Origin of the sequence: Bradyrhizobium sp. BR13661, from assembly GCF_029892425.1 — a bacterium.
Classification (GTDB): domain Bacteria; phylum Pseudomonadota; class Alphaproteobacteria; order Rhizobiales; family Xanthobacteraceae; genus Bradyrhizobium.
The window spans coordinates 82,715-102,838 of sequence record NZ_JARXWB010000028.1; the positions used below are offsets into that span (position 1 = coordinate 82,715).

Consider the following 20,124-nt stretch of genomic DNA (forward strand, 5'->3'; position numbering starts at 1 on the left):
GATCGACGGATGCAGTATCCGGAAATTGAAGCGGGTTGACCGTGATCTCGCTCACGCAGTTCGATAGTATGGACGCCACGTGTTGCCGTTTTCCGAAGGACGTGACTAGCGCAGCAGGTGGATCAGCTGGAACCTACGATCATCATACGGCCGTTTACTGAAGAGGACGCGGACCAAGTCCGTCGTCTATTCGTCAGGGTCAATCGACTTCTTGCGCCTCCACACATGGCGGAAGCGTTTGAGCAGTACATCGCAGTGTCCCTGAATGAAGAAATTGGTCAGATCAGCCGCTACTACAGACGGCGGCAAGGCGGGTTCTGGGTAGCAGTCGACGGCAAAACAGTCGTTGGCATGTTTGGACTCGAAACTTCATCAACTGCGGGGATGGAGTTGCGGCGCATGTACGTTCATCCAGACGCTCGGCGCCGGGGTATCGCACGAATGATGTTGAGGTTTGCGGAAGACGAATGCCGCAAGCGGAATTGTCCGCGGATCGATTTGAGCACCTCAGAGCTGCAGCGCGAAGCGCTGTCACTTTACAGGGCCTCTGAATATCAAATGGTTCGTGAGGAAGTCGCCGATTCAACCAGCAACAAAACTTTGGGCGGAGGTATTCGTCGCTATCATTTCACCAAGGAGCTGTGAGACACGATAATTGCAGTGACGGGCATTTCGAGGATGACCTGTGGCAGCAAGAGGAAAGAACCGTCAGTTTCCGACCGCTTGCAAACTGAAGGCAATCAAGCGTGTGGAGCGAGGCGAAGGCGTTCTGCCTTTGGCACGCGAGCTGCAAGCTTTGGGGAATTTTCAATGCACGGGAGCATTGAGGTGAGATATCTGTTCGGCGCGGCATTGCTCGTTCTCCTGTCACTCCAACGCGCGCATGCCGACCCTGTCGGCGAAACGCATCGTGTGACCACCGAAAAGACCGCCGCCCTGCGCGACGCGGAGCATCGCGACCAATTGCGTTTCACCGTCTGGTATCCGGCAGCAAAAGATGCGGTAGAGCAGCCATTGGTCGTCGGCCCACCGCACAAGCCCTTGTTCGAAGTCGGAGCGGTCGCGTTCGACGCGCCTTTCGCCGATGGCGGGTTGCGTCGGATCCTGCTGTTGGCGCCTGGTGGTGGCGCCAGCGCTCGCATGGTGGGCTGGTTCGGGATCGCTATGGCCCGCGCCGGCTATGTGGTGATCGCTGTCGACCACCCCGGCGATAACGGCGACGATGTGAAGACGACGGCGGCCATGCTCCTGGCCTGGGACCGCGCCGAGGATCTGCGTTCGGCGCTCGCGGCCGCCGAAAATGACCCTGTGATTGGGCCGCATCTGGATAGAGCGCGCGTCGGTGCGGCTGGACTGTCGTGGGGCGGATATACGGCGCTTGTCGCGGCGGGCGCGCGATCTTTCGATTTCGATCGTTTTGTCGCCTTCTGCACCGAGAATCCCGACGATGGTACCTGTCATCAGCGCGCGCGCGACAGAACACCGACGACGCTAGCCGACCAGAGTAAAACCCGGGCCTCGCCGGACATCGCCGCCGAGCTTGCCCGCGCTGGCGAAAGCCATGCCCTGTCCGAAGTGCAGGCGGCGTTCGTCATGGCTCCGGGGCCCATTCAATTGCTCGATCCCGCGAGTCTCGCAGCCATGCGCAAGCCGGTCAGCATCATGCTGGGCGATGATGACATCGACGTGCCGCCGGCGACGAACGGCCTCATCGCGGCCAAGGCGATCCCCGGGGCGACGCTGTTACGGCTGCCGGGCGTCGGTCACACCGATTTTTTGCCCGATTGTACCGACGCCGGTCGGGCTACATTCCCGCAGTGGTGCACCTTCAAGGTTCCGCAGGCGGACACCCATCGTCAGGCGATCGCGGCAGCGCAGGAGTTTTTTGCCAGGACGTTGGCGAAAGCGCCGTAGCAGCAAAGTCATCGTAGAGTCTGATGCTCCCAAAGTGGGCCAGCGGTTGGCCGTCAGAAGCCGCAATCCGCATAGCTCTTGCGCGCCAGGTGGAAGTGCGACCCTTCGCCGACGAAATCAACGTTCAGACATTGGTTTCCGCGACGAAACTCGCCCAGCCCCTCGCAATGCAGATATTCGAGGTTGATGCGCCATCGCTTCTCCGACGGCAGATAAGTCGCAAAGTCGTGCTGGGCGCGCGCGCGCCCCTTGCATATGCCGGCAATATATTGCCTGATATCGCTGGGAAGGACGTCGATGTGCTCTGAATTCAGGGGATCGTCATGACCAACGCCTCCCGACCGCGCGTCGGCTGGAAGCGCTGCACAAACCGTCAAGCTCAATCCCAGCAGGAGTGTCTTGATCCACATTGTCTCTGCCCTGTCGTGCTCGGGTGCATGACGCCACTATAACGCCGGGGAGCTTACGGCCAGCTGGCAACAGGCTGCCTTGTCGTCGATCAAATTCATTGACGCATTCAAGCCGTACGCAAATCTCGAAACAACCTACCATAGGCCGCGACGGCACCCGGCCGCGCCGGCCGCTACACGTTGTGACAGGCAACTCTCCTGCCGTCGGCGCCGACGGATCGCAATTCGGGAGCCTCGGCCCCGCAGCGATCGCTCGCGATGGGACAACGCGGCGCGTATGCGCAGCCGCTCGGCCGCTTGAACAGGCTTGGCGGCTCGCCCGTTTCGATTGCACCCTGGATCCGTATCGACGGATCCGGCTTCGGGATCGCTGCCACCAGGGCCTGCGTGTAGGGGTGGAGGGGATTATCGAGGACCATTCGCGTCCCGGCCTGCTCCACGATCCGGCCCATATACATGACGGCAACGCGACTGCTGATCCGTCCAATCACGCCGAGGTCGTGCGAGATGAACAGCATCGACAGGCTCAGTTGCTCGCGCAGATCCATCATCAAATTGAGCACCTGGGCCTGCACCGACACGTCGAGTGCCGACACCGGTTCGTCGGCGATGACGATGGACGGCGTGGGAAGGATGGCTCGCGCGATGCCGACGCGCTGCCGCTGCCCGCCGCTCAGCTCATAGGGATAGCGTGCGGCGAACGACGGATCGAGGCCTACGGCCGCCAATGTGTCAGCGATCGCTGCGCTGCGCTCGGCACGGCTGCTGAAGAAACCATTGATGTCGCCTGCCTCCGCCACCGCATCCCCGATCGCACGCCGCGGGTTGAGCGATGCGTAGGGATCCTGGAACACCATCCTGACGTTCAGACGCATGGTGCGGAGGCTCGCACCGCGCACGCCGATCACATTGGCTCCCTTGAAGCTGACGCGGCCGCTGTCGGGCCGGACCAGCCCAACGATCGATCGTCCCACCGTGGTCTTGCCGCAGCCGGACTCGCCGACGATTCCGAGCACCTCGCCCTCGGCCAGCGACAGCGAGGCGCCGTCCACGGCCTGCAACCGCTGTTTCCGTCCTCCGCGCCTGACATCGAAGGAGACTTTCAGTTCCCGGACCTCGAGAATGGCCTCGCCGTTCATCGCGCCCCTCCGTCATCCAAGGGAAACGCGCAGAGCACCTCGTGCCCTTGCGAGACCTCCGCGCGGGGCGGGGATTCCACGCGGCAAAGGTCGCGTACGGCGACGCAGCGTGAGGCGAAGACGCAACCGGCAGCCACGCTGCCGGGCGCCGGTGGCTGGCCCGATATGGTCGGCAAGCGGCGCGCGCCCGGATTTCGCGTCGGCATGCAATCCATCAGTCCGCTGGTGTAATGGTGAGCCGGCTTGCCGAAGAGCGCACGAACCGACGCGGTTTCCACGATGCGGCCCGCATACATCACGGATACGCGATCGGCGAGTTGCGCGATGACTCCCATGTCGTGGGTGATGAACAAGATCGCCATGTCGAGACGATTGCACAGCTCGCGCAAGAGGCCGAGGATCTGGACCTGAATGGTGACATCCAGCGCCGTGGTCGGCTCGTCGGCGATCAGAACCTGGGGCCTGCATGCAAGCGCAATCGCGATCATGACCCGCTGGCGCTGCCCCCCGGACAATTGATGCGGATAGGCCGACAGTTGCATTGCGGGGTCGGGCATACGCACCAGCTCCAGCAGCTCGCGCGCGCGGGAGAGCGCCGCCGCGCCCGAAACTCTCTCGTGCACGCGCACGGCCTCGGCGATCTGATCGCCGATCCGGCGGACCGGGTTGAGCGACGTCATCGGTTCCTGAAAGATCATGGCCATGCGGCCATGGGCCGCTTCGACACGCTGCCAAGGCTGCAACTGCGTCACATCGCAGCCATCCAACATGACCTGCCCGGCGCGGACGCGCGGGCCGGGTTGCGGCAACAATCCCATGATGGCCAGCGAGGTCATGCTCTTGCCGCAGCCGGATTCGCCGACAAGCCCCAGGATTTCGCCCTTGGCCAGGCCGAAGGACACGCCAGCGACGATGTCGACGGTCGCGCGCTCGCGTCCCAATGATACCGTAAGGTCGCGAACAGAAAGCACCGCCTACCCCTTCTCGCCGAAGACCTGACGGAACCGCGGATCGAGTCGATCGCGCAGGGCATCGCCGACGAGGTTCAGCGAAAATGCCGTGACCACGATCATGACGCCCGGGAAGATGAGCAGCCATGGAGCGCGCGTGATGAAGGTGCGCGATTCCGCCAGCATGTTGCCCCAGCTCGGAATCTCGGGCGGAGCGCCCAGACCCAGGAAATCCAGTGAAGCCGCGCCAAGTTGCGAGAACGCGAAGACGAAGCTCGCCTGGACCAGAAGCGACGACACAAGGTTTGGCAGGATGTGCCGGCTGATGAGCCAGGTCGTCCCGGCACCCATGCTGCGCGATGCCTCGACATAGGTTTCCGCGCGCAAGCGCAACGTCAGCCCGTAGACGATGCGCGTCGTCGTCGTCATGTAGCCGAGCCCGATAGCCAGAATGGCATTGGCCACGCTCGGTCCCAGGACCACGATCATCCCGAGTGCGAGCAGCAGCGTCGGAAAGGCCATCAGAACATCGACCATGCGCATCAGCACGTGGCCGAGACGCGGGAACAGGGCGGAAAGGACACCGACGGGCACGCCCGTGGCGAGAGCGAACACGACCACGCCCGAGCCGATGAGGAGCGCCATCCGCGCCGAGTGGATGACGCGGGACAGCGTATCCCTGCCGAACTGGTCGGTACCGAACCAATGGACTGCGTTCGGGGGCGTCAGGCGGATCGCCGGATCGATGGCATAGGGATCGAACGGCGCAAGCCACGGAGCAAAGGCTGCGGCGAGCACGGTCGCCAGCAAGACCGCAAGCCCCGCCAGCGCGATCGGGCGAGCGAAGAACGGCCTGAGCCACAAGGTCGCGCTGTTGCTGCTCATTGCAACTCGACCCGGGGATCGAGCAGACGATAGCTCAGGTCGACGATCAGGTTGACCAGCAGATACACCACGACGATGACCAGTATGACGCCTTGGATCACGGGATAGTCCCGGCGAAGGATCGACTGCACGACGAGCCGGCCGATGCCGGGCAGCGCAAATACGGTTTCGGTCACCACCGCCTCCGACAGCAGTGCGGCGAAGGTGAATCCGAACGCCGAGACGACTGCCAGCAGCGCATTGCGCCAGATGTGGCGGCGCACGACCTGCCATGGCCGGATGCCCTTCGCCCTCGCCGTGCGCACGTAATCCTCGCGGGAGACGTCGAGCATGCTGGCGCGCGTCAGCCGCAGGATCAAGGCGGCGTTCGGCGCCGCAAGCGCGAGGCTGGGCAGCACGAGATAGCGGAGATTTGCGGGTCCGCCTTCGAAGACCGAGGGATATCCCGAGCTTGGAAACCAGCCCAGCCAGGCGGCAAAGATCAGGATCAAGTACAGCCCGACCCAGAATGTGGGTATCGAGGCCATCAACATCGCCCCGCCTGACAGGCCCTGGTCCAGCCACGTGCCGTGCCGGACCGCCGCGATCATGCCGATCGGCACGCCGATGACCGCGACCCAGATCATCGTCATGGTGGCAAGCAGGATGCTGGTCTCGGCGCCGTCGGCAATCACGGACAACACCGGCGCCTGGAAGAAGATCGACCGCCCGAGGTCACCCTCGAGCACATGGCCCATCCAGGTGACAAATTGCAGGATGATGGGTTGATCGAGGCCGAGCTGATGTCGCAAGGCATCGATCTGGTCCGCGGTCGCGGTGTCACCGAGCAGGACGTAGATGGGATCCCCCGGTACGACATGGATGAACGCAAAGATCATGACGGACGCTGCCAGCAGCGTCACAGCCGTCGTTCCCGCACGCTTGAAAGCGTAAGACCACATGTACTTGTGCGCCGATCAACTGCTACGGCAAGCGCCGGTGCCCGACACGTCTCATGACCTCATTGCCGATTACGGTTTGGTGGACACGTTCCAGAACGCCGGACCGTTCGGGTTGAGTCCCTTCAGCTTGGGGGACGCGATGTCGTACGTGTAGGCATCACCGACCTTCATCACCGGCACCTGTTGGTAGATCAGGGTCTGGATCTTGTCCCAGGTGGCTTTTCGAACCGCAGCGTCGGTCGATTTGATCAGCTCGGCCCGAAGCGCCCCGATCTCGGGACTGTCCCACCAGCCCGGATAACTCGCGTTGAGGAACGTGAGCAGCAGCGGATCGGCCGAAAACGAATGGTGGGTGACGAAGATGTCCCATTGTTCCGGCTGGCCTCGCATTTTGAGGAGAGTCGCCCAATCGACGACCATCATCTGGACGTTGATCCCGGCGTCGGCCAACTGGCGCGTGAAGACGGAAGCTTCGTCGTAGTGTGCCTGGTAGTTCGTCGAGACCAGGAGACGGATGGGCGCTCCCGTGTAATCCGCCTCCTTCGCGAGCTCCTTGGCCGTCTTCGGATCATGCGCGCTGTAGCCGGAGACTCCTTCCGTCGAATACCATGGCGTGCCCTTGGGGAAGATCGAGCCCTCCGCGTTCCAGAGGTCCTTGGGCCCGAAGGCGACGCGCAGGGCCTGCGACTTGTCCAAGGCAGTCTGGATGGCGCGGCGGAGCTTGTAATTGTCCTTCAGGATCCCCTGCTTGGAGTTCATGAAGAAAAGGCCGAAGATCGGCGCGTTCGAGCGCTGCACCTGAACCGATTGGTCCTTGCTCAGCGATTCATACAAGTCGCCAGAGATCATTTCCGCATAATCATAGTCGCCCGCCTGCACGCCGCTCACGCGCGTGCCGACATCCGGCACCGGAATGAACCGGATCTTGTCGAAGATGGCGGCGCGGGCGCCAGCGAAGCCGTCGCCTCTCTCTTTCACCGGCTTGTAGCCATCGAATTTTTCGACCTCGACATAGCGGTTCGGCCGCCATTCCACGAACTTGTAAGGGCCGGTCCCGACATAGTCCCTCTGCTCGATCGGCTTGTTTCCTGCATTGACGGAAATGTCTTCCGGATAGATCGCAAGGCCGCCATTGACGTCCGCAATGAGCGTCTTCCAGGCGCCATTCGGCGCCGACAGCTTCAGCGTGACCTCGTACTTTCCGGTCGCCTCAACCGAAATGGCACCGGCCATCAAAAGCTTGCCACGCGCACCGAAATTGCCCCAGCGCGTCATCGAGGCGACCACGTCCTTGGCAGTCATCTCCTTGCCGTTGTGGAAGAGGATGCCTTCACGCAGCTTGATGACGATCGTCTTGCCGCCGTCCTCTTCGCGATCGCTCTCGGCGAGCAGCGGGTGGGGGGCATAGCTCGAGTCCAGCGCATACAGGGTCTCGAAGATGTGACGGCCGATGACTGAGGCAACGTCGGCCGTGGTCAGCATGACGTCGAGTGGCGGCGGCTCTCCGATGGTGGCCTCGCGCAGCACGGTGGCAGCGCTGGCTTGCGCGTGCAGGAACAACGCGGCGGCCGTCGCGACGACACCACGCATCAAGACACTCGGACAGCATCTCATGATCGTCCCTCCCTGGTCGTTCCACGTCGCCTGCCTCCCCGCTTCAGTCTCGGGTCCGGCGGCACCTTATGTTATGTTTGAAAATTACATACAGGCTGCCACGAATTACAAGGGAAAATTTGCTGTTGGGGACGCCGGTCTTGATATACGTTTGGTCTAAGCTGAAGGTTTCTTACAAGCCGCCCTGCCCGCGGCGCAGCTCGATTGGACCTGGGAAAAGGCTGGGACATGCCGCGTGCAAAGCGAAGTCGTAACGTGCGAGCCGCCGCTCACGCCACGCCGACGCCGGAAGGCCACGACGACGTCATCGCCGCCGACATCATCTCTCTCATCAGACAGAGTTCGCCAAATCTCAGCCCGTCGGAGCAGCGTGTGGCCACTGTGCTGCTGGCGGACATCGCGTTTGCTATTCACGCCAGCAACGCCGAATTGGCCCGTCGGGCGCGCGTGAGCGAGCCGACAGTCACCCGGTTCAGCCGCTCCGTGGGCTGCCACGGAGTTCGCGACCTCAAGGTGAGGCTGGCGCAAGCCATGGCGGTGGGACGGATCTACGTCGAACTGCCCCCGCATGTCGGCACGGATCTGGCGCGCCCGGCGCTGTGGCGGTCGGTGTTTCAGGAGATCCGGCGTGCCATTGCCGTCGTCGAGGAGGGACTGCGCAAGGAGGACATCGAGAGGGCAGCCGAAGCCATCTCCGCCTGTTCGAAACTGGTTGCGTTCGGTGTGGGCGGCGGCTCGACTCTCGCAGCCGCGGAAGTGCAGAACCGGTTCTTTCGTCTTGGGATCGCCGCCTCCCATGCCTCGGACCCAAGACTGATGCGCATGATTGCCGCAACCTTCGGCCGCGACGATGTCGTCATTGCCATCTCGACCACGGGAACCGCGAGCGAGGTGATCGCGGCGGCCAGCGTCGCCAAGCAATACGGTGCCCTGGTCGTTGCGATTACCAAACCGGAGAGCAGACTGGCGCTGATCGCCGATATCACGCTCGGCGTGTACGTGCCGGAAGCGCCCGATGCCCTCAAGCCGACGGCGTCGCGCTATGCCCTCCTTGCCACCGTCGATCTGCTCGCCGCCTCGACGGCCTATTGCAAGCCGCTAGAAGCTCAAGCGCGAATGCGCCGGATCAAATACGAGCTGATGAAAGGGAGCGATGGCGATACCAAAGGGCCACTGGGCGATTGAGGCGAGAAGCCGGCAGCAGCCGATTTGCCTTGCCGGATGATCTTTGAGGTCCCGCACGACTTTCCGATCTAGAATGTCACCCGCATTCCCGCATAGAACGCGCGCGGCCTTGCCGGGCTCAGCGAGCGTGGGTCAGTGAAGGGGTTTCCGCCGTTGGCGAAGTTCGGCAAAGCACCGGTGTCGAAGAACTGTCCGTAGGTCGCGTACCTGTTGTCAAAGACGTTGTCGACCTTGCCATAGACCTGGACGTTCCTGGTGACCTGGTAGGAGGTGTGCAGGTTGAACACCGTATAGGACGGCAGCTTCGCATATTGATTGGATTCATCGCCGACCAGATACTGGCTGGAGACGAACAGCGCATTGCCGCCAACCTTCCACTCATCGGTGATGGCATAGTCGACACCGACCTTGACGCGGTGACGCGGGATCGCGGGGATCTGGTTGCCGGGCAAGACCTGGATGTTGCCGGCGGCATCGGCGAACGGGCTGTTCGAGCCGAGCGTCAAGGCGTCGAGGAAGCGGGCATCGACAAAGGCGTAGCTCGCCTGGAACTGCAGAGCCGCTGACTTGATGTTGACCTCGGCCTCCAGCCCCTGCCGCCGTGTCCTGCCGACATTGGTGAAATAGCCGAAACCAGTCCGGCCGGGCACCGGGACAGCCAGGATGTCATCATCATTGGTGGCGCGGAAGCCGCCGATCTTCCAGCCGAGCGTGCCGATGTTCAGCTCCCTGGTGCCGCGCAGCCCCGCTTCCACGGTCTTGGACACGACCTGCTTCAACGGCGGGTCGGAGACCAGAAACGCCGCGATGAGACAGGGATTGTTCGGATCGGCGCAGCCGAGCTCGAGCGGTGTCGGTACGCGGTTGGCCTCGGAATAGCCGGCATAGGCGGTCAGCTCCGGCGTGATCTTGTAGGTCCCACCGATCACCGGATTGAACCTCGTGTAGGTGGAGTCACCGTTGAGCGCGGTGCCGAGCTGATCCTCCAGCGAGATCCGCGCCACGTTGAAGCGGCCTCCGCCCGTGATCGCAAAGGCGTCCGTCACGTTGAACGTATCCATCGCATAGAAGCCGTTATATTGATTGACGGTCCGCAGCGAGACGGGACCGGCAAGCCCGGTCGCGAACGTGCCTGTTGGCCCCAGGAAGACGCCGCTGCCGCTGACGACGTAGTTCTCGCCGATCGAACCGATCTCGGCGGTGGCAACGTAGCGCGTGACGCTGGCATCATAGCTCGTGCCCATCACGAAGCGGTTCTCGTGACCGAACAGCTGATCGGTGTTGGTGGCCTGCCCCGAGACGCCAAAGCTGGTCGAGCGTATCGAGCTGCGGTCGATCTCGCCCAGGATCGTGCCCGGCGCAAAGGGATTGCCGAGCTGGGTGCCGTCAGTGCCGTTCGCAGGCGTCGCACCGTCGCGGAAACACAGCAGCGTCGCATCCGCGGTGCACGCGCCGACGTTCGTCGGGTTGCCGTCGACGATCTTCTGCTCGTAGCGGCGTACATGCGCGGTGCCTTCGAGCGTCCAGGTCGGCGTCGCGTCGGCCTTGGCGGTCAGGTTGAGATAGCCGACACGGTTGGATGTCGTCTGCGGTGTCGTGTAGGTCGCGCCCCAGTAATTGTTCAACAGCTCGGCCGGAACGGTGGCGTTGGCGCCGAAATCGTTCTTGGCGGCCCCCACATTGACATGGAATTCGCTGTCGCCCGCCTTGTAGCCGACATCGCTGTAGAAGCGCCGCACGTCCGATTGGGAGAAGTTGCGGAAACCGTTGTCGTGCAGGCCTTCGAGCGCGGCATAGACGCCCCAGTTCTGGTCGACCTGCTTGCCCCATTGTGCCGAGCCCTGCATGCGGCCGAACGAGCCGCCCATGACATCGAGCTCGGCGCCTTGATAGGTGAAGCCGTCCTTCATCTGCAGATTGATCGCGCCGCCGAGCGCGTTGAGGCCGAAGGCGGGATTATTGGTCACCAGCGTGACCGACCTGATCGCCGCGGTCGGGATCAGGTCCCAGTTGACCGCGTCGGAGAAGGCTTCGTTGATGCGCACGCCGTTCTGGTACACGGCGAGGCCCTGCGGCGTGCCTGTGACGGGCGAAGCGATAAAGCCGCGAAACTCGACGTTCGGCTGGAACGGATTGCCGGTGACCTCGCTGATGCTGACGCCAGCGATGTTGTCGCGCAGCGCATCGGTGACATTGAGCGAGCCGGTGCGCTTGATCTGATTGGCGTCGACCGCGTTGATCGCCGACGGAACCTTGTCGACCTCGAGACCTCTGCCGGTCCCAGGCGTCGTCGGATAGACGTAGATCCTGCCGCTACCCCTCGGCTTGCCTGAATTCGCGGCCGTCCGCGCCACGGGGCGCGACGGAGCACGTCGTACGGTGGGCGGCGGCGCCACCACTTCGACCGCGGGGAGGTTCTGGACGTTGGTTTCCTCGTCCTGTGCGGCGAGCGCATCCGTCGCGACAACGAATCCGGACATCAGCCCTGATAAGACCGAGGCCATCAGGAGACGTCGCGTGTGTCCAGCCCAGCGCATTCCCATCGTCCCACCCGTCACCACCGGCTGTTTTCATTTTCGCCTGATGGTTTGAGACGAGTGTAATCGGCGGCACCTGATGCACTAGCCTCAAAAGGTCGTACGCTCTCCGCACCCGTTTTCCCGACGGAATCGGGAATTATTCCCGATCGGGAATTTTCCTCGTTCAAGTCGGGCGCGATCAGGCCGCTGCGGTTGGAACCAATGCTTCCACGGTGACGCCGCCCTCGCCTGAGGCCACGTTGAGCGTGCCGCCGAGCGCGAGGATACGCTCGCGCATGCCGACGAGGCCGAAGCCGAGCTTCTGACCCGGCTCCATTCCGCGGCCGTTGTCGCTGACCCGGACGCGGGCGCAGCAGCGACCGTCGCGGCCCGGCTGTTCCGCCGGCTCGATCACCACGGCGATCGCGGTCGCGCCGGCGTGACGGAACGCGTTGGTGAGCGCTTCCTGCACGACGCGATAGATGGTGAGATCGGCCGTCTCACCCGTGACACCGAGCGCCGGCGAGATCGTGGTTTCGATGGTGACGTCGGGATGCGATTCCCGCCATAGCCGCGACAACGATTCCAGCGCCTTGCCGAGGCCAAGCTCGGCGAGACCGACGGGCCGCAAGCGCTCCAGCACACGACGAGTGAACTGCTGCAGCGCGTTGATCTGCTCCAGCAGCGCGCCGCCGTGCTTTCGCACGGCCTCCGCGCTTGGCGCACGTCCGTCGGCGAGCTTGGCCAGCGCGCTGGCATGCGCGCGCAGCGAGAACAGATACGGCCCGAACTCGTCATGCAGTTCGCGCGCGATCTCCTTGCGCTCGACGTCCTGGAGCGACACCGCGCGCTCGGCAAGCCGCCGCTTGTCCTCGACGGCCTCGCCGAGCGTTGCCGCGAGGTGATTGAGCCTGGTGCAGATCGCAGCGAGCTCAGGCGCGCCGCCGGGCGTGACGCGCGCATCATAATGCCCGCCCTCGAGCTCGCCCATGGTCTGCGCCAGTGATTGCAGCGGCGCGAGCGCGCGGCCGACGACTGTCATCGTCACCAGGAACAGCACCAGCGCGATCACCGAGCCGACCTCCAGCTGGGTGACGATGGCGTCCCAGATCTCGGCGATCTCGTCATTGGGATGCGAGGTGATCACGAGCGAGCCGGGCTTGCCATGGACGGAGACCGGCACGCTGACAGCGGTCTGCTCGGGATGAACCAGGCTGACGAACCAGGCCGGCGGCCCCGGCGTGTCGTCATCCGCATCGGGCCGCGGCGGTGTCAGAGGGTTCCCGCCGGCATCACGGAGCGCGATGCTGACATGGCGGAGACGGTTGAGGTCGTGCGCGATCCGGTTCAGCCTGGCATCGGGATCCGGCGCCTCGTTGAGATCGGCAACGATCATCTCGATGAACTCGCGCGCGAGCCGGATCACGCTCTGGTCCTCGGCCTGCACGCGGGGGCCGGCCTCGGCGACCTGGCGGGCGATGTTGACCGCGAGCCCGAGCGCCAGCAGCAGCGCCAGCAGAAGGTTGATACGCCCGCGCAGGGATAGATTTTGCCACATTGCTTTCGCCCGTGCCCCTCGAAGCTTCACCCGTCCGACGACGTTGACAGAAGAGAAGCGCCCGATATCTAATCGGAAGCGTACAGCAATCCCGGCCGGGTTGCATGAGCCGACATGAGACGCACGTCTGTCTCGCTCGGTATCATGCGGCGCAAAACAAGCCGGCGCTGTCACGGGGAACGCCCATGCGCATTCTGATCGTCGACGATCATCCCATTGTCGCCTCCGGCTGCCGCGCCGTGCTGGCCGACGAAGGCGAGATCGAGATCCTGGAGGCCGCAGACGCCGAGGACGGCGAGAGCGTCTTCATCGTCGAGCGCCCCGACCTCTGCGTCATCGACATCAACCTGCCGACCGTCTCCGGTTTCGAGCTCGCACGGCGCATCCTCGCGCGTGCGCCGGAAGCCCGCATCATCATGTTCAGCATGAACGACGACCCGGCCTTCGCCGCGCGTGCGATCGAGTGCGGCGCCAAGGGCTATGTCTCCAAGACTGGCGACCCCGACGACCTCGTCGAGGCCATCCGCACCGTCGGCGGCGGCGGCACTTATTTGCCCAGCGCGATTGCGCGCAGCATCGCCTTCGCGGGGCCGGCGCTGGCGCAGAGCCCGCTGTCGAAGCTGAATGCGCGCGAGATGGAAATCCTGCGGCTGCTCAGCGCTGGAAAAAGCCTGTCCGAAATCGCCTGGCTGGTGCAATCATCCTACAAAACGGTCGCCAACACCTCCTCGATCATGCGCCAGAAGCTCGGGGTCAAGACCTCGGTCGAGCTGGTGCGGCTGGCGATCGACAGCGGCGTGGCGTAAAAGAGCGCCACAAAATTCGGTCACACAAGCATTGCAAAGATGATGTGGTGAGATGCCACGGAGCCATCAGGCATGACGATCCAGACTGTCTCGACCAACAGATCCCACGGCGGCGTGCAGGGCGTTTACCGCCATGCGAGCAGCGCGACCGGAACCGACATGGTGTTCTCGGTCTATGTTCCCCCGCATGCCGAAGGCGCAACACTGCCCGTGGTCTGGTATCTCTCCGGGCTCACCTGCACCCACGCCAACGTCACCGAGAAGGGCGAATTCCGTAAAGCCTGCGCCGAGCTCGGCCTGATCTTCGTCGCCCCCGACACCTCGCCGCGCGGGCCCGACGTACCCGGCGATGCCAACAATGCCTATGATTTCGGCCTTGGAGCGGGCTTCTATGTCGACGCGACCGAAGCGCCGTTCGCCCGCAATTACCGCATGTGGACCTATGTCACCGACGAGTTGCCCAAGATTGTTGCGGGAAATTTTCCCGTCGATGCCAAACGGCAATCGATCATGGGCCATTCGATGGGCGGCCACGGCGCGCTGACCGTGGCGCTGCGCAACCCGCATCGCTATCGCGCCGCCAGCGCTTTCGCCCCGATCGTGGCGCCCTCTCAGGTGCCCTGGGGCATCAAGGCGCTGACGGGCTATCTCGGGCCAAATAAGGAGGCCTGGCGCAGCCATGACACGGTGGCGCTGATCGAGGACGGCGCGAAATTTTCCAGCTTCCTCGTCGACGTCGGCGAGGCCGACAATTTCCTCAACGAGCAGCTCAAGCCCGAGCTGCTGCAGGCGGCCTGCACCAAGGCCAACATCCCGCTGACGCTGCGGCGGCAGCCGGGCTACGACCACAGCTACTACTTCATCTCCACATTCATGAGCGATCATCTGCACTGGCATGCGGAGCGGCTGAAGGGGTGAGGTTTGCGCGCCGAGCGCTCACTGCCTTCCCTTCTCCCCTTGCGGGAGAAGGTGGCGCGAAGCGCCGGATGAGGGGTTCTCTCCGCACGCGCGACTGTTCGCGAGGACAGATACCCCTCACCCGCCTCGCCGCTACGCGGCGAGCCACCCTCTCCCGCAAGGGGAGAGGGTGCAGTGGCGCTCGTGGGGAGAAGAATCTACTCACGGCCTCCCGTAATTCGGCGCCAGCAGCCGGTTGCGGATCAGATAGCTCATCGTGCGCGACCAGGATTCATCGGTGTTGCCGCGCATGTCGGCGCTGGCCGCCGTGATCATGTTGCCGGTCTTCACGTCGCGCAGATAGATGTTCAGATTGATGATCAGGTTCGAGACCTTCTGCACCATGCCTGTGATCTCGAGGTCCGCGCCCAATTGTCCGGCAAGCTTGAGGTCGCAGCCGCCGCAGGCCTGCAGATTGCTGTGACGTGCCGCATCCCTGACCGGCGCGATATCGAGCACCTGGAACCGACCGGACTCGGCCAGTTCCTTGCGGAGCTGGTCGCTGATATGCGCAAGCCGCGCCTCTTCCGGCTTCGAGCCATAGAACTCGCCGGGCAGGCTGGTGTCGACCAGCTCGAAATCGAAGATCGCAAGCTTTGGCGGATCGGCGAATGCCGGCGACCCCATCAGCAGCAAAGCTGCGAAACATATCAGCGCTCGCATGATCGTGATTCCGCTCGTGGCGTCGCGACGACCAAATCCGGGGTTGCAAGCCCTGTCAAATCGGTCATGCTTGAAGAGAAACAATTCTCCATCGGCGGTCAAGCCGGGGAGAACGTGAGGAGGAAGCATGATCCGATGGTTGCTCGGCCCGATCGGCCTGTGTCTGGCAGCGGCGCAAGCGCTCGCGGCCGACCCTGTTACGATCGGCGTCGGCTATCTCGGCGTCGCCGGCACCAGATCGACGCTGTCGCTGGTCGAGCAGCCCGCGGAGAATGACGGCACGGCCGGCGCAAAACTCGCGATCGAGGACAACAACACCACCGGAAAATTTTTGGGCCAGCGCTTCACGCTGGAGGAACGCCGCGTCAAGGAAGGCGAAGACCCGGTCCAGGCCGCGACTGCGCTCGCCGAACACAACGGCTTCATCATCGCCGACCTGCCGGCCGATGCGCTTCTCAAAGTCGCCGACGCCTTGCGCGATCGCGGCACGCTGCTGTTCAACGCCGGCGCCATCGACGAGCGGCTGCGCGAGGCGGATTGCCGCGCCAATGTGATCCACACCGCGCCGACACGCTCGATGCTGGCGGATGCGCTCGGCCAGTACCTGGTGTGGAAGAAATGGTCGCGCTGGCTGCTGGTGGTGGGCTCGCATGATCAGGACAAGCTCTACGCCGATGCGCTCCGCCGCGCCGCCACGCGGTTCGGTGCCAAGATCGTGCAGGAGCGCAGCTTCGAGGACACCGGTGGCGCGCGTCGCACGGATTCCGGGGTCACACTGATCCAGCGCCAGATGCCGGTGTTCACACAGCAGGCACCGGCTTACGACGTGCTGGTCGCCGCTGACGAAAGCGAAGTGTTCGCCGCCTATCTGCCCTATCGCACCTGGGATCCGCGGCCCGTCGCGGGCTCGGCGGGCCTGGTGCCGCGCAGCTGGGACGCCGCGCAGGACCAATGGGGCGCGACGCAGATGCAGAACCGCTTCATGAAGCTTAACGCACGCCGCATGACCGCGCTCGACATGCAGGCCTGGACCGCAGTGCGCATGATCGGTGAGGCGACATCGCGCACCAATTCCGGCGACGTCAAGAAGGTCACGGACTTCATCAAGGGGCCGAACTTCGAGGTTGCCGCCTTCAAGGGCACCCGCCTCACCCTGCGCGACTGGAATCTGCAGCTCCGCCAGCCGATCCTGCTGGTCGACGGCCGCATGGTGGTGTCGGTGTCGCCGCAGGAAGGATTTCTGCACCAGGTCTCCGAGCTCGACACGCTCGGCTACGATCGCCCGGAGAGCAAATGCAAGCTGAAATGAGAATTTTGATGTTGCGTGCGGGATTGCTGCCCGGACTGGTGCTGGCGGCAGCCCCCGCGCATGCCTTCATCGCCTATGTCTCGAACGAAAAGAGCAATACGGTGTCGGTGATCGACACCGACAGTTGGACGGTGACCAAGACGATCAAGGTCGGCCAGCGTCCGCGCGGCATCGAGTTCACGCGTGACGGCAAGTTCGTGATGGTCGCGGTCGGCGACGACGACACCATCCAGCTGATCGATGCCAAGACCCAAGGCGTGGTGGACACCCTGCCATCCGGTCCCGACCCCGAATTGTTCGCCCAGGATGCCGCCGGCAAGACACTCTACGTCGCCAACGAGAACGACAACACGGTGACGGTGATTGATCTGGAGAAGCGCGCCCGTCTCGGCGACATCCAGGTCGGCGTCGAGCCCGAGGGCATGACCATCAGCCCTGATGGCAAGACCCTCATCAACACGTCCGAAACGACCAACATGGCGCATTTCATCGACACAGGATCGCGCCAGATCGTTGCCAACGTGTTGGTCGATCCACGGCCACGCTTTGCCTGTTACAAGCATGATTCGTCCGAATTGTGGGTCTCTTCCGAGATCGGCGGTACGGTGTCGATCGTCGATCCCGCCAAGCACGAGGTGATCGGCAAGGTCACTTTCGAGATCCCCGGCCTCCGGAAAGAGGCGATCCAGCCGGTCGGCATCGGCATGACCAAGGACGACAAGACCGCCTTTATCGCGCTCGGCCCCGCCAACCGCGTCGCCGTGGTCGACACCGCTACGCGCAAGGTGACGAAATACCTCTTGGTCGGCCAGCGCGTCTGGCACATGGCGTTCACGCCGGATGAAAAATATCTCCTCACCACCAACGGCGTCTCCAACGACGTTTCCGTCATCGACATCGCCGCGCAAAAAGTGATCAAGACCATCCAGGTCGGCGAATTGCCCTGGGGCATCACGATCGCGCCATGACCAGCCCCGCCCCCATCGCCGAACCACTGGAAATGCCCAAGCCCGATCCGGCTGCAGTGCCGGCGCTGTCGATCGACGGTGTCAGCCATTCCTATGGCCCGCGCCGGGCCCTGATCGATGTCTCCTTCAACGTGAGGCCCGCGAGCTTCACCGCATTGCTCGGCCTCAACGGCGCCGGCAAGAGCACGCTGTTCTCGCTGATCACGCGCCTGTTCGGCATCCAGTCCGGCCGCGTCAGCATCTTTGGCCATGACATCAGCCGTTCGCCCGGCGAGGCGCTGCGACTGCTCGGTGTCGTGTTCCAGCCGCGCACGCTCGATCTCGACCTGTCGCTGACGCAGAACCTGCTCTATCACGCAGCCCTGCACGGCATCATCAGGCGTGAAGCAACCGCGCGGAGCGCCGAGCTGCTCGCGCGCATCGGGCTTGCCGACCGCGCCGGCAGCAAGGTGCGCGATCTCTCAGGCGGCCAGATGCGGCGGCTGGAGATCGCCCGTGCGCTGCTGCATAAACCACGGCTGTTGCTGCTGGACGAGCCGACCGTCGGCCTCGACGTCAAGGCACGCGCCGACATCATCAGCCATGTCCGCCAGCTCGTGACCGAGCAAGGCATCGGTGTGCTCTGGGCCACGCATCTGTTCGACGAGATCATGGCCGGTGACGACCTCGTGGTGCTGCATCAGGGCAAGGTGCTGGCGCAGGGGCCGATGGGCCGCGTCATCACCGAAGCCGGCGCGCAGGACGTCAACACCGCTTTCATGCGCCTGACAGGTGCGCAAATCATGCCCGGAGGCGGCGCATGAGCAGCATCACCACGCGAGACATGCCGCGCGGCTTCTCGGCCAGCGAATACATGACCTGCCTCACCGGCATCGTCTGGCGCGAGGGCCTGCGCTTCCTGCATCAGCGCGAACGCTTCGTCTCGGCGCTGGTGCGGCCGCTGGTGTGGCTGTTCATCTTTGCCGCCGGCTTTCGGCAAGTGCTCGGCATCTCCATCATCCCGCCCCACGAGACCTACATCCTCTACGAGGTCTTCATCGCGCCTGGACTGATGGCGATGATCCAGCTGTTCAACGGCATGCAATCCTCGCTCTCGATGGTCTACGATCGCGAGATGGGCAATATGCGCACGCTGCTGGTGAGCCCGCTGCCGCGCGGCTTCCTGCTGTTCTGCAAGCTGCTCGCGGGCACGGCGGTGTCGCTGCTCCAAGTCTATGCGTTCCTGATCATCGCCTGGTTCTGGGATATCACCCCGCCCCCGATTGGCTACCTCACGGTGCTGCCGGCGTTGATCTTGTCCGGGCTGATGCTCGGCTCGCTCGGCATGCTGATCTCCTCCGGCATCAAGCAGCTGGAGAACTTTGCCGGCGTCATGAATTTTGTCATCTTCCCGATGTTCTTTGCGTCGTCCGCGCTCTACCCGCTGTGGCGCGTTCAGGAAGGCAGCCCGTATCTCTACTATCTCTGCGAGGCGAATCCGTTCACCCATGCGGTCGAGCTGATCCGTTTCGCGCTGTATGGGCAGATCAACTGGATCTCGCTCGCCGTGGTCGGAGCCTGCACAATCGTCTTCATGATCGGCGCCATTTTCGCCTATGATCCCTCGCGCGGGCTGGCGCGGCGCGGGCCTGCCGGAGGCGAAGGATGAGCGTTCGGACATTTGCGCTTGTGGCCCTTGCGTTCGCGGTCTCGACCGCTGCCGCCCACGCCGCCGATCCACGCTATCCCAGCTGGCCCTGTGCGCAGGCCAAGGTGCCGGAAATCTCGCTCGCTGCCGTCTGGGCCGGTCCGGAGCTCGGTGACGCCGAGACCAAGTGGAAGGACGACAGCAAGGTCAGCGCGCTGGTCTCGAAGCTCGCGGCCCGCAAGACGCCGCTGGACGAGGCCGAGAAGTCGGTGAAGGAATTCCTGGCCGGCTCCGCCGCCGACAAGACCAACAACGCAAAACTGCTGTTCGCCGGCCTGTTCGACACGCTCAACGCCCAGCGCTCCCAGGTCATGAGCGGGTTGGAGCGCGTCAGCCGCAAGCAGCGCGAGGCCGCCGACAAGATCCGCGAGGAGACCATCCAGCTCCAGGCGTTGCAGGACGCGACGCCGCGCGACGACGCCAAGGTCGACGCCATGAGCAACCAGCTGATCTGGGAAACCCGCATCTTCGAGGACCGCCGCAAGGTGGTACGCTTCGTCTGCGAGGTTCCGACCACGATCGATCAGCGCCTGTTCGCGCTCGGGCGCGTGATCCAGCAGGAAATGGAATAGCGTCAGCGCTGCTGACAGCTTTCATCAGAGTTCCCGCGACATCAACG

General features: G+C 63.7%; 19 protein-coding genes. 10 read left to right on the forward strand and 9 right to left on the reverse strand.

The window, feature by feature from the left end; genetic code table 11:
* The first annotated feature begins 117 nt into the window (after nt 1–117).
* Complete coding sequence (locus M2427_RS32900) at nt 118–645, forward strand: GNAT family N-acetyltransferase (protein WP_348521959.1); 528 nt, start codon at nt 118–120, stop codon at nt 643–645.
* 183 nt (nt 646–828) lie between these two features.
* Nucleotides 829–1,914, forward strand: coding sequence for a prolyl oligopeptidase family serine peptidase (locus M2427_RS32905; protein WP_280710968.1), 1,086 nt, complete (start codon nt 829–831; stop codon nt 1,912–1,914).
* Between the two features lie 53 nt (nt 1,915–1,967).
* Here M2427_RS32905 and M2427_RS32910 read toward each other — a convergent pair whose 3' ends face one another.
* From M2427_RS32910 to M2427_RS32935, 6 genes are all read right to left on the reverse strand, one after another.
* Entirely contained in the window at nt 1,968–2,324 is a 357-nt protein-coding gene (locus tag M2427_RS32910) for a hypothetical protein (RefSeq protein WP_280710969.1), read from the reverse strand.
* A 173-nt stretch (nt 2,325–2,497) separates the two neighbouring features.
* Complete coding sequence (locus M2427_RS32915) at nt 2,498–3,463, reverse strand: ABC transporter ATP-binding protein (protein WP_280710970.1); 966 nt, start codon at nt 3,461–3,463, stop codon at nt 2,498–2,500.
* The gene (locus M2427_RS32920) at nt 3,460–4,434 is read right to left on the reverse strand and encodes an ABC transporter ATP-binding protein (RefSeq protein ID WP_280710971.1); all 975 of its coding nucleotides are present in this window, start codon (nt 4,432–4,434) and stop codon (nt 3,460–3,462) included. Before M2427_RS32920 ends, M2427_RS32915 begins: the two co-directional genes overlap by 4 nt.
* A gap of 3 nt (nt 4,435–4,437) precedes the next feature.
* Complete coding sequence (locus M2427_RS32925; RefSeq protein WP_280710972.1) at nt 4,438–5,298, reverse strand: ABC transporter permease; 861 nt, start codon at nt 5,296–5,298, stop codon at nt 4,438–4,440.
* Complete coding sequence (locus M2427_RS32930) at nt 5,295–6,239, reverse strand: ABC transporter permease (RefSeq protein WP_280710973.1); 945 nt, start codon at nt 6,237–6,239, stop codon at nt 5,295–5,297. The genes M2427_RS32925 and M2427_RS32930 overlap by 4 nt, the downstream gene beginning before the upstream one ends.
* A 69-nt stretch (nt 6,240–6,308) precedes the next feature.
* The gene (locus M2427_RS32935; RefSeq protein WP_280710974.1) at nt 6,309–7,829 is read right to left on the reverse strand and encodes an ABC transporter substrate-binding protein; all 1,521 of its coding nucleotides are present in this window, start codon (nt 7,827–7,829) and stop codon (nt 6,309–6,311) included.
* A gap of 252 nt (nt 7,830–8,081) precedes the next feature.
* On the opposite strand from M2427_RS32935, the gene M2427_RS32940 reads away from it, so the two are divergent.
* Nucleotides 8,082–9,038, forward strand: a complete 957-nt coding sequence (locus M2427_RS32940) for a MurR/RpiR family transcriptional regulator (protein ID WP_280710975.1) — start codon at nt 8,082–8,084, stop codon at nt 9,036–9,038.
* Nucleotides 9,039–9,106: 68 nt separating this feature from the next.
* On the opposite strand, the gene M2427_RS32945 is transcribed toward M2427_RS32940, so the two are convergent.
* The gene (locus M2427_RS32945; protein ID WP_280710976.1) at nt 9,107–11,581 is read right to left on the reverse strand and encodes a TonB-dependent receptor; all 2,475 of its coding nucleotides are present in this window, start codon (nt 11,579–11,581) and stop codon (nt 9,107–9,109) included.
* A 175-nt stretch (nt 11,582–11,756) separates the two neighbouring features.
* Nucleotides 11,757–13,115 carry a histidine kinase gene (locus tag M2427_RS32950; RefSeq protein WP_280710977.1) on the reverse strand — a complete coding sequence of 453 codons (1,359 nt, stop codon included), beginning with the start codon at nt 13,113–13,115 and terminating at the stop codon, nt 11,757–11,759.
* Nucleotides 13,116–13,300: 185 nt separating this feature from the next.
* Between M2427_RS32950 and M2427_RS32955 the strand changes: the two genes are divergently transcribed.
* A complete protein-coding gene (locus tag M2427_RS32955; RefSeq protein ID WP_280710978.1) occupies nt 13,301–13,921 on the forward strand; it encodes a response regulator transcription factor in 621 nt (206 codons plus the stop codon).
* A gap of 72 nt (nt 13,922–13,993) precedes the next feature.
* Nucleotides 13,994–14,839, forward strand: coding sequence for an S-formylglutathione hydrolase (fghA, locus tag M2427_RS32960; protein ID WP_280710979.1), 846 nt, complete (start codon nt 13,994–13,996; stop codon nt 14,837–14,839).
* A gap of 201 nt (nt 14,840–15,040) precedes the next feature.
* On the opposite strand, the gene M2427_RS32965 is transcribed toward fghA, so the two are convergent.
* Entirely contained in the window at nt 15,041–15,541 is a 501-nt protein-coding gene (locus M2427_RS32965) for a DUF3280 domain-containing protein (RefSeq protein ID WP_280710980.1), read from the reverse strand.
* Between the two features lie 127 nt (nt 15,542–15,668).
* Here M2427_RS32965 and M2427_RS32970 point away from each other — a divergent pair, with 127 nt between their 5' ends.
* From M2427_RS32970 to M2427_RS32990, 5 genes are read left to right on the forward strand one after another with little or no spacing between them, the layout of a single operon-like run.
* Nucleotides 15,669–16,850: an ABC transporter substrate-binding protein gene (locus tag M2427_RS32970; RefSeq protein ID WP_280710981.1), complete on the forward strand. Its 1,182-nt coding sequence runs from the start codon at nt 15,669–15,671 to the stop codon at nt 16,848–16,850.
* Entirely contained in the window at nt 16,835–17,818 is a 984-nt protein-coding gene (locus M2427_RS32975; protein WP_280710982.1) for a YVTN family beta-propeller repeat protein, read from the forward strand. The genes M2427_RS32970 and M2427_RS32975 overlap by 16 nt, the downstream gene beginning before the upstream one ends.
* Nucleotides 17,815–18,621, forward strand: a complete 807-nt coding sequence (locus M2427_RS32980; RefSeq protein ID WP_280710983.1) for an ABC transporter ATP-binding protein — start codon at nt 17,815–17,817, stop codon at nt 18,619–18,621. Before M2427_RS32975 ends, M2427_RS32980 begins: the two co-directional genes overlap by 4 nt.
* Nucleotides 18,618–19,466 carry an ABC transporter permease gene (locus M2427_RS32985; RefSeq protein ID WP_280710984.1) on the forward strand — a complete coding sequence of 283 codons (849 nt, stop codon included), beginning with the start codon at nt 18,618–18,620 and terminating at the stop codon, nt 19,464–19,466. The genes M2427_RS32980 and M2427_RS32985 overlap by 4 nt, the downstream gene beginning before the upstream one ends.
* A complete protein-coding gene (locus M2427_RS32990; RefSeq protein WP_280710985.1) occupies nt 19,463–20,077 on the forward strand; it encodes a hypothetical protein in 615 nt (204 codons plus the stop codon). The genes M2427_RS32985 and M2427_RS32990 overlap by 4 nt, the downstream gene beginning before the upstream one ends.
* The last annotated feature ends 47 nt before the right edge of the window (nt 20,078–20,124 follow it).

Coding starts and splice junctions, on each gene's coding strand:
- M2427_RS32910 (WP_280710969.1), bottom strand. CDS start 2,324: ATGTGGATCAAGACACTCCTGCTGGGATTGAGCTTGACGGTTTGTGCA.
- M2427_RS32915 (WP_280710970.1), bottom strand. CDS start 3,463: ATGAACGGCGAGGCCATTCTCGAGGTCCGGGAACTGAAAGTCTCCTTC.
- M2427_RS32925 (WP_280710972.1), bottom strand. CDS start 5,298: ATGAGCAGCAACAGCGCGACCTTGTGGCTCAGGCCGTTCTTCGCTCGC.
- M2427_RS32930 (WP_280710973.1), bottom strand. CDS start 6,239: ATGTGGTCTTACGCTTTCAAGCGTGCGGGAACGACGGCTGTGACGCTG.
- M2427_RS32935 (WP_280710974.1), bottom strand. CDS start 7,829: ATGCGTGGTGTCGTCGCGACGGCCGCCGCGTTGTTCCTGCACGCGCAA.
- M2427_RS32940 (WP_280710975.1), top strand. CDS start 8,082: ATGCCGCGTGCAAAGCGAAGTCGTAACGTGCGAGCCGCCGCTCACGCC.
- M2427_RS32945 (WP_280710976.1), bottom strand. CDS start 11,581: ATGGGAATGCGCTGGGCTGGACACACGCGACGTCTCCTGATGGCCTCG.
- M2427_RS32950 (WP_280710977.1), bottom strand. CDS start 13,115: ATGTGGCAAAATCTATCCCTGCGCGGGCGTATCAACCTTCTGCTGGCG.
- M2427_RS32955 (WP_280710978.1), top strand. CDS start 13,301: ATGCGCATTCTGATCGTCGACGATCATCCCATTGTCGCCTCCGGCTGC.
- fghA (WP_280710979.1), top strand. CDS start 13,994: ATGACGATCCAGACTGTCTCGACCAACAGATCCCACGGCGGCGTGCAG.
- M2427_RS32965 (WP_280710980.1), bottom strand. CDS start 15,541: ATGCGAGCGCTGATATGTTTCGCAGCTTTGCTGCTGATGGGGTCGCCG.
- M2427_RS32970 (WP_280710981.1), top strand. CDS start 15,669: ATGATCCGATGGTTGCTCGGCCCGATCGGCCTGTGTCTGGCAGCGGCG.
- M2427_RS32975 (WP_280710982.1), top strand. CDS start 16,835: ATGCAAGCTGAAATGAGAATTTTGATGTTGCGTGCGGGATTGCTGCCC.
- M2427_RS32980 (WP_280710983.1), top strand. CDS start 17,815: ATGACCAGCCCCGCCCCCATCGCCGAACCACTGGAAATGCCCAAGCCC.
- M2427_RS32985 (WP_280710984.1), top strand. CDS start 18,618: ATGAGCAGCATCACCACGCGAGACATGCCGCGCGGCTTCTCGGCCAGC.
- M2427_RS32990 (WP_280710985.1), top strand. CDS start 19,463: ATGAGCGTTCGGACATTTGCGCTTGTGGCCCTTGCGTTCGCGGTCTCG.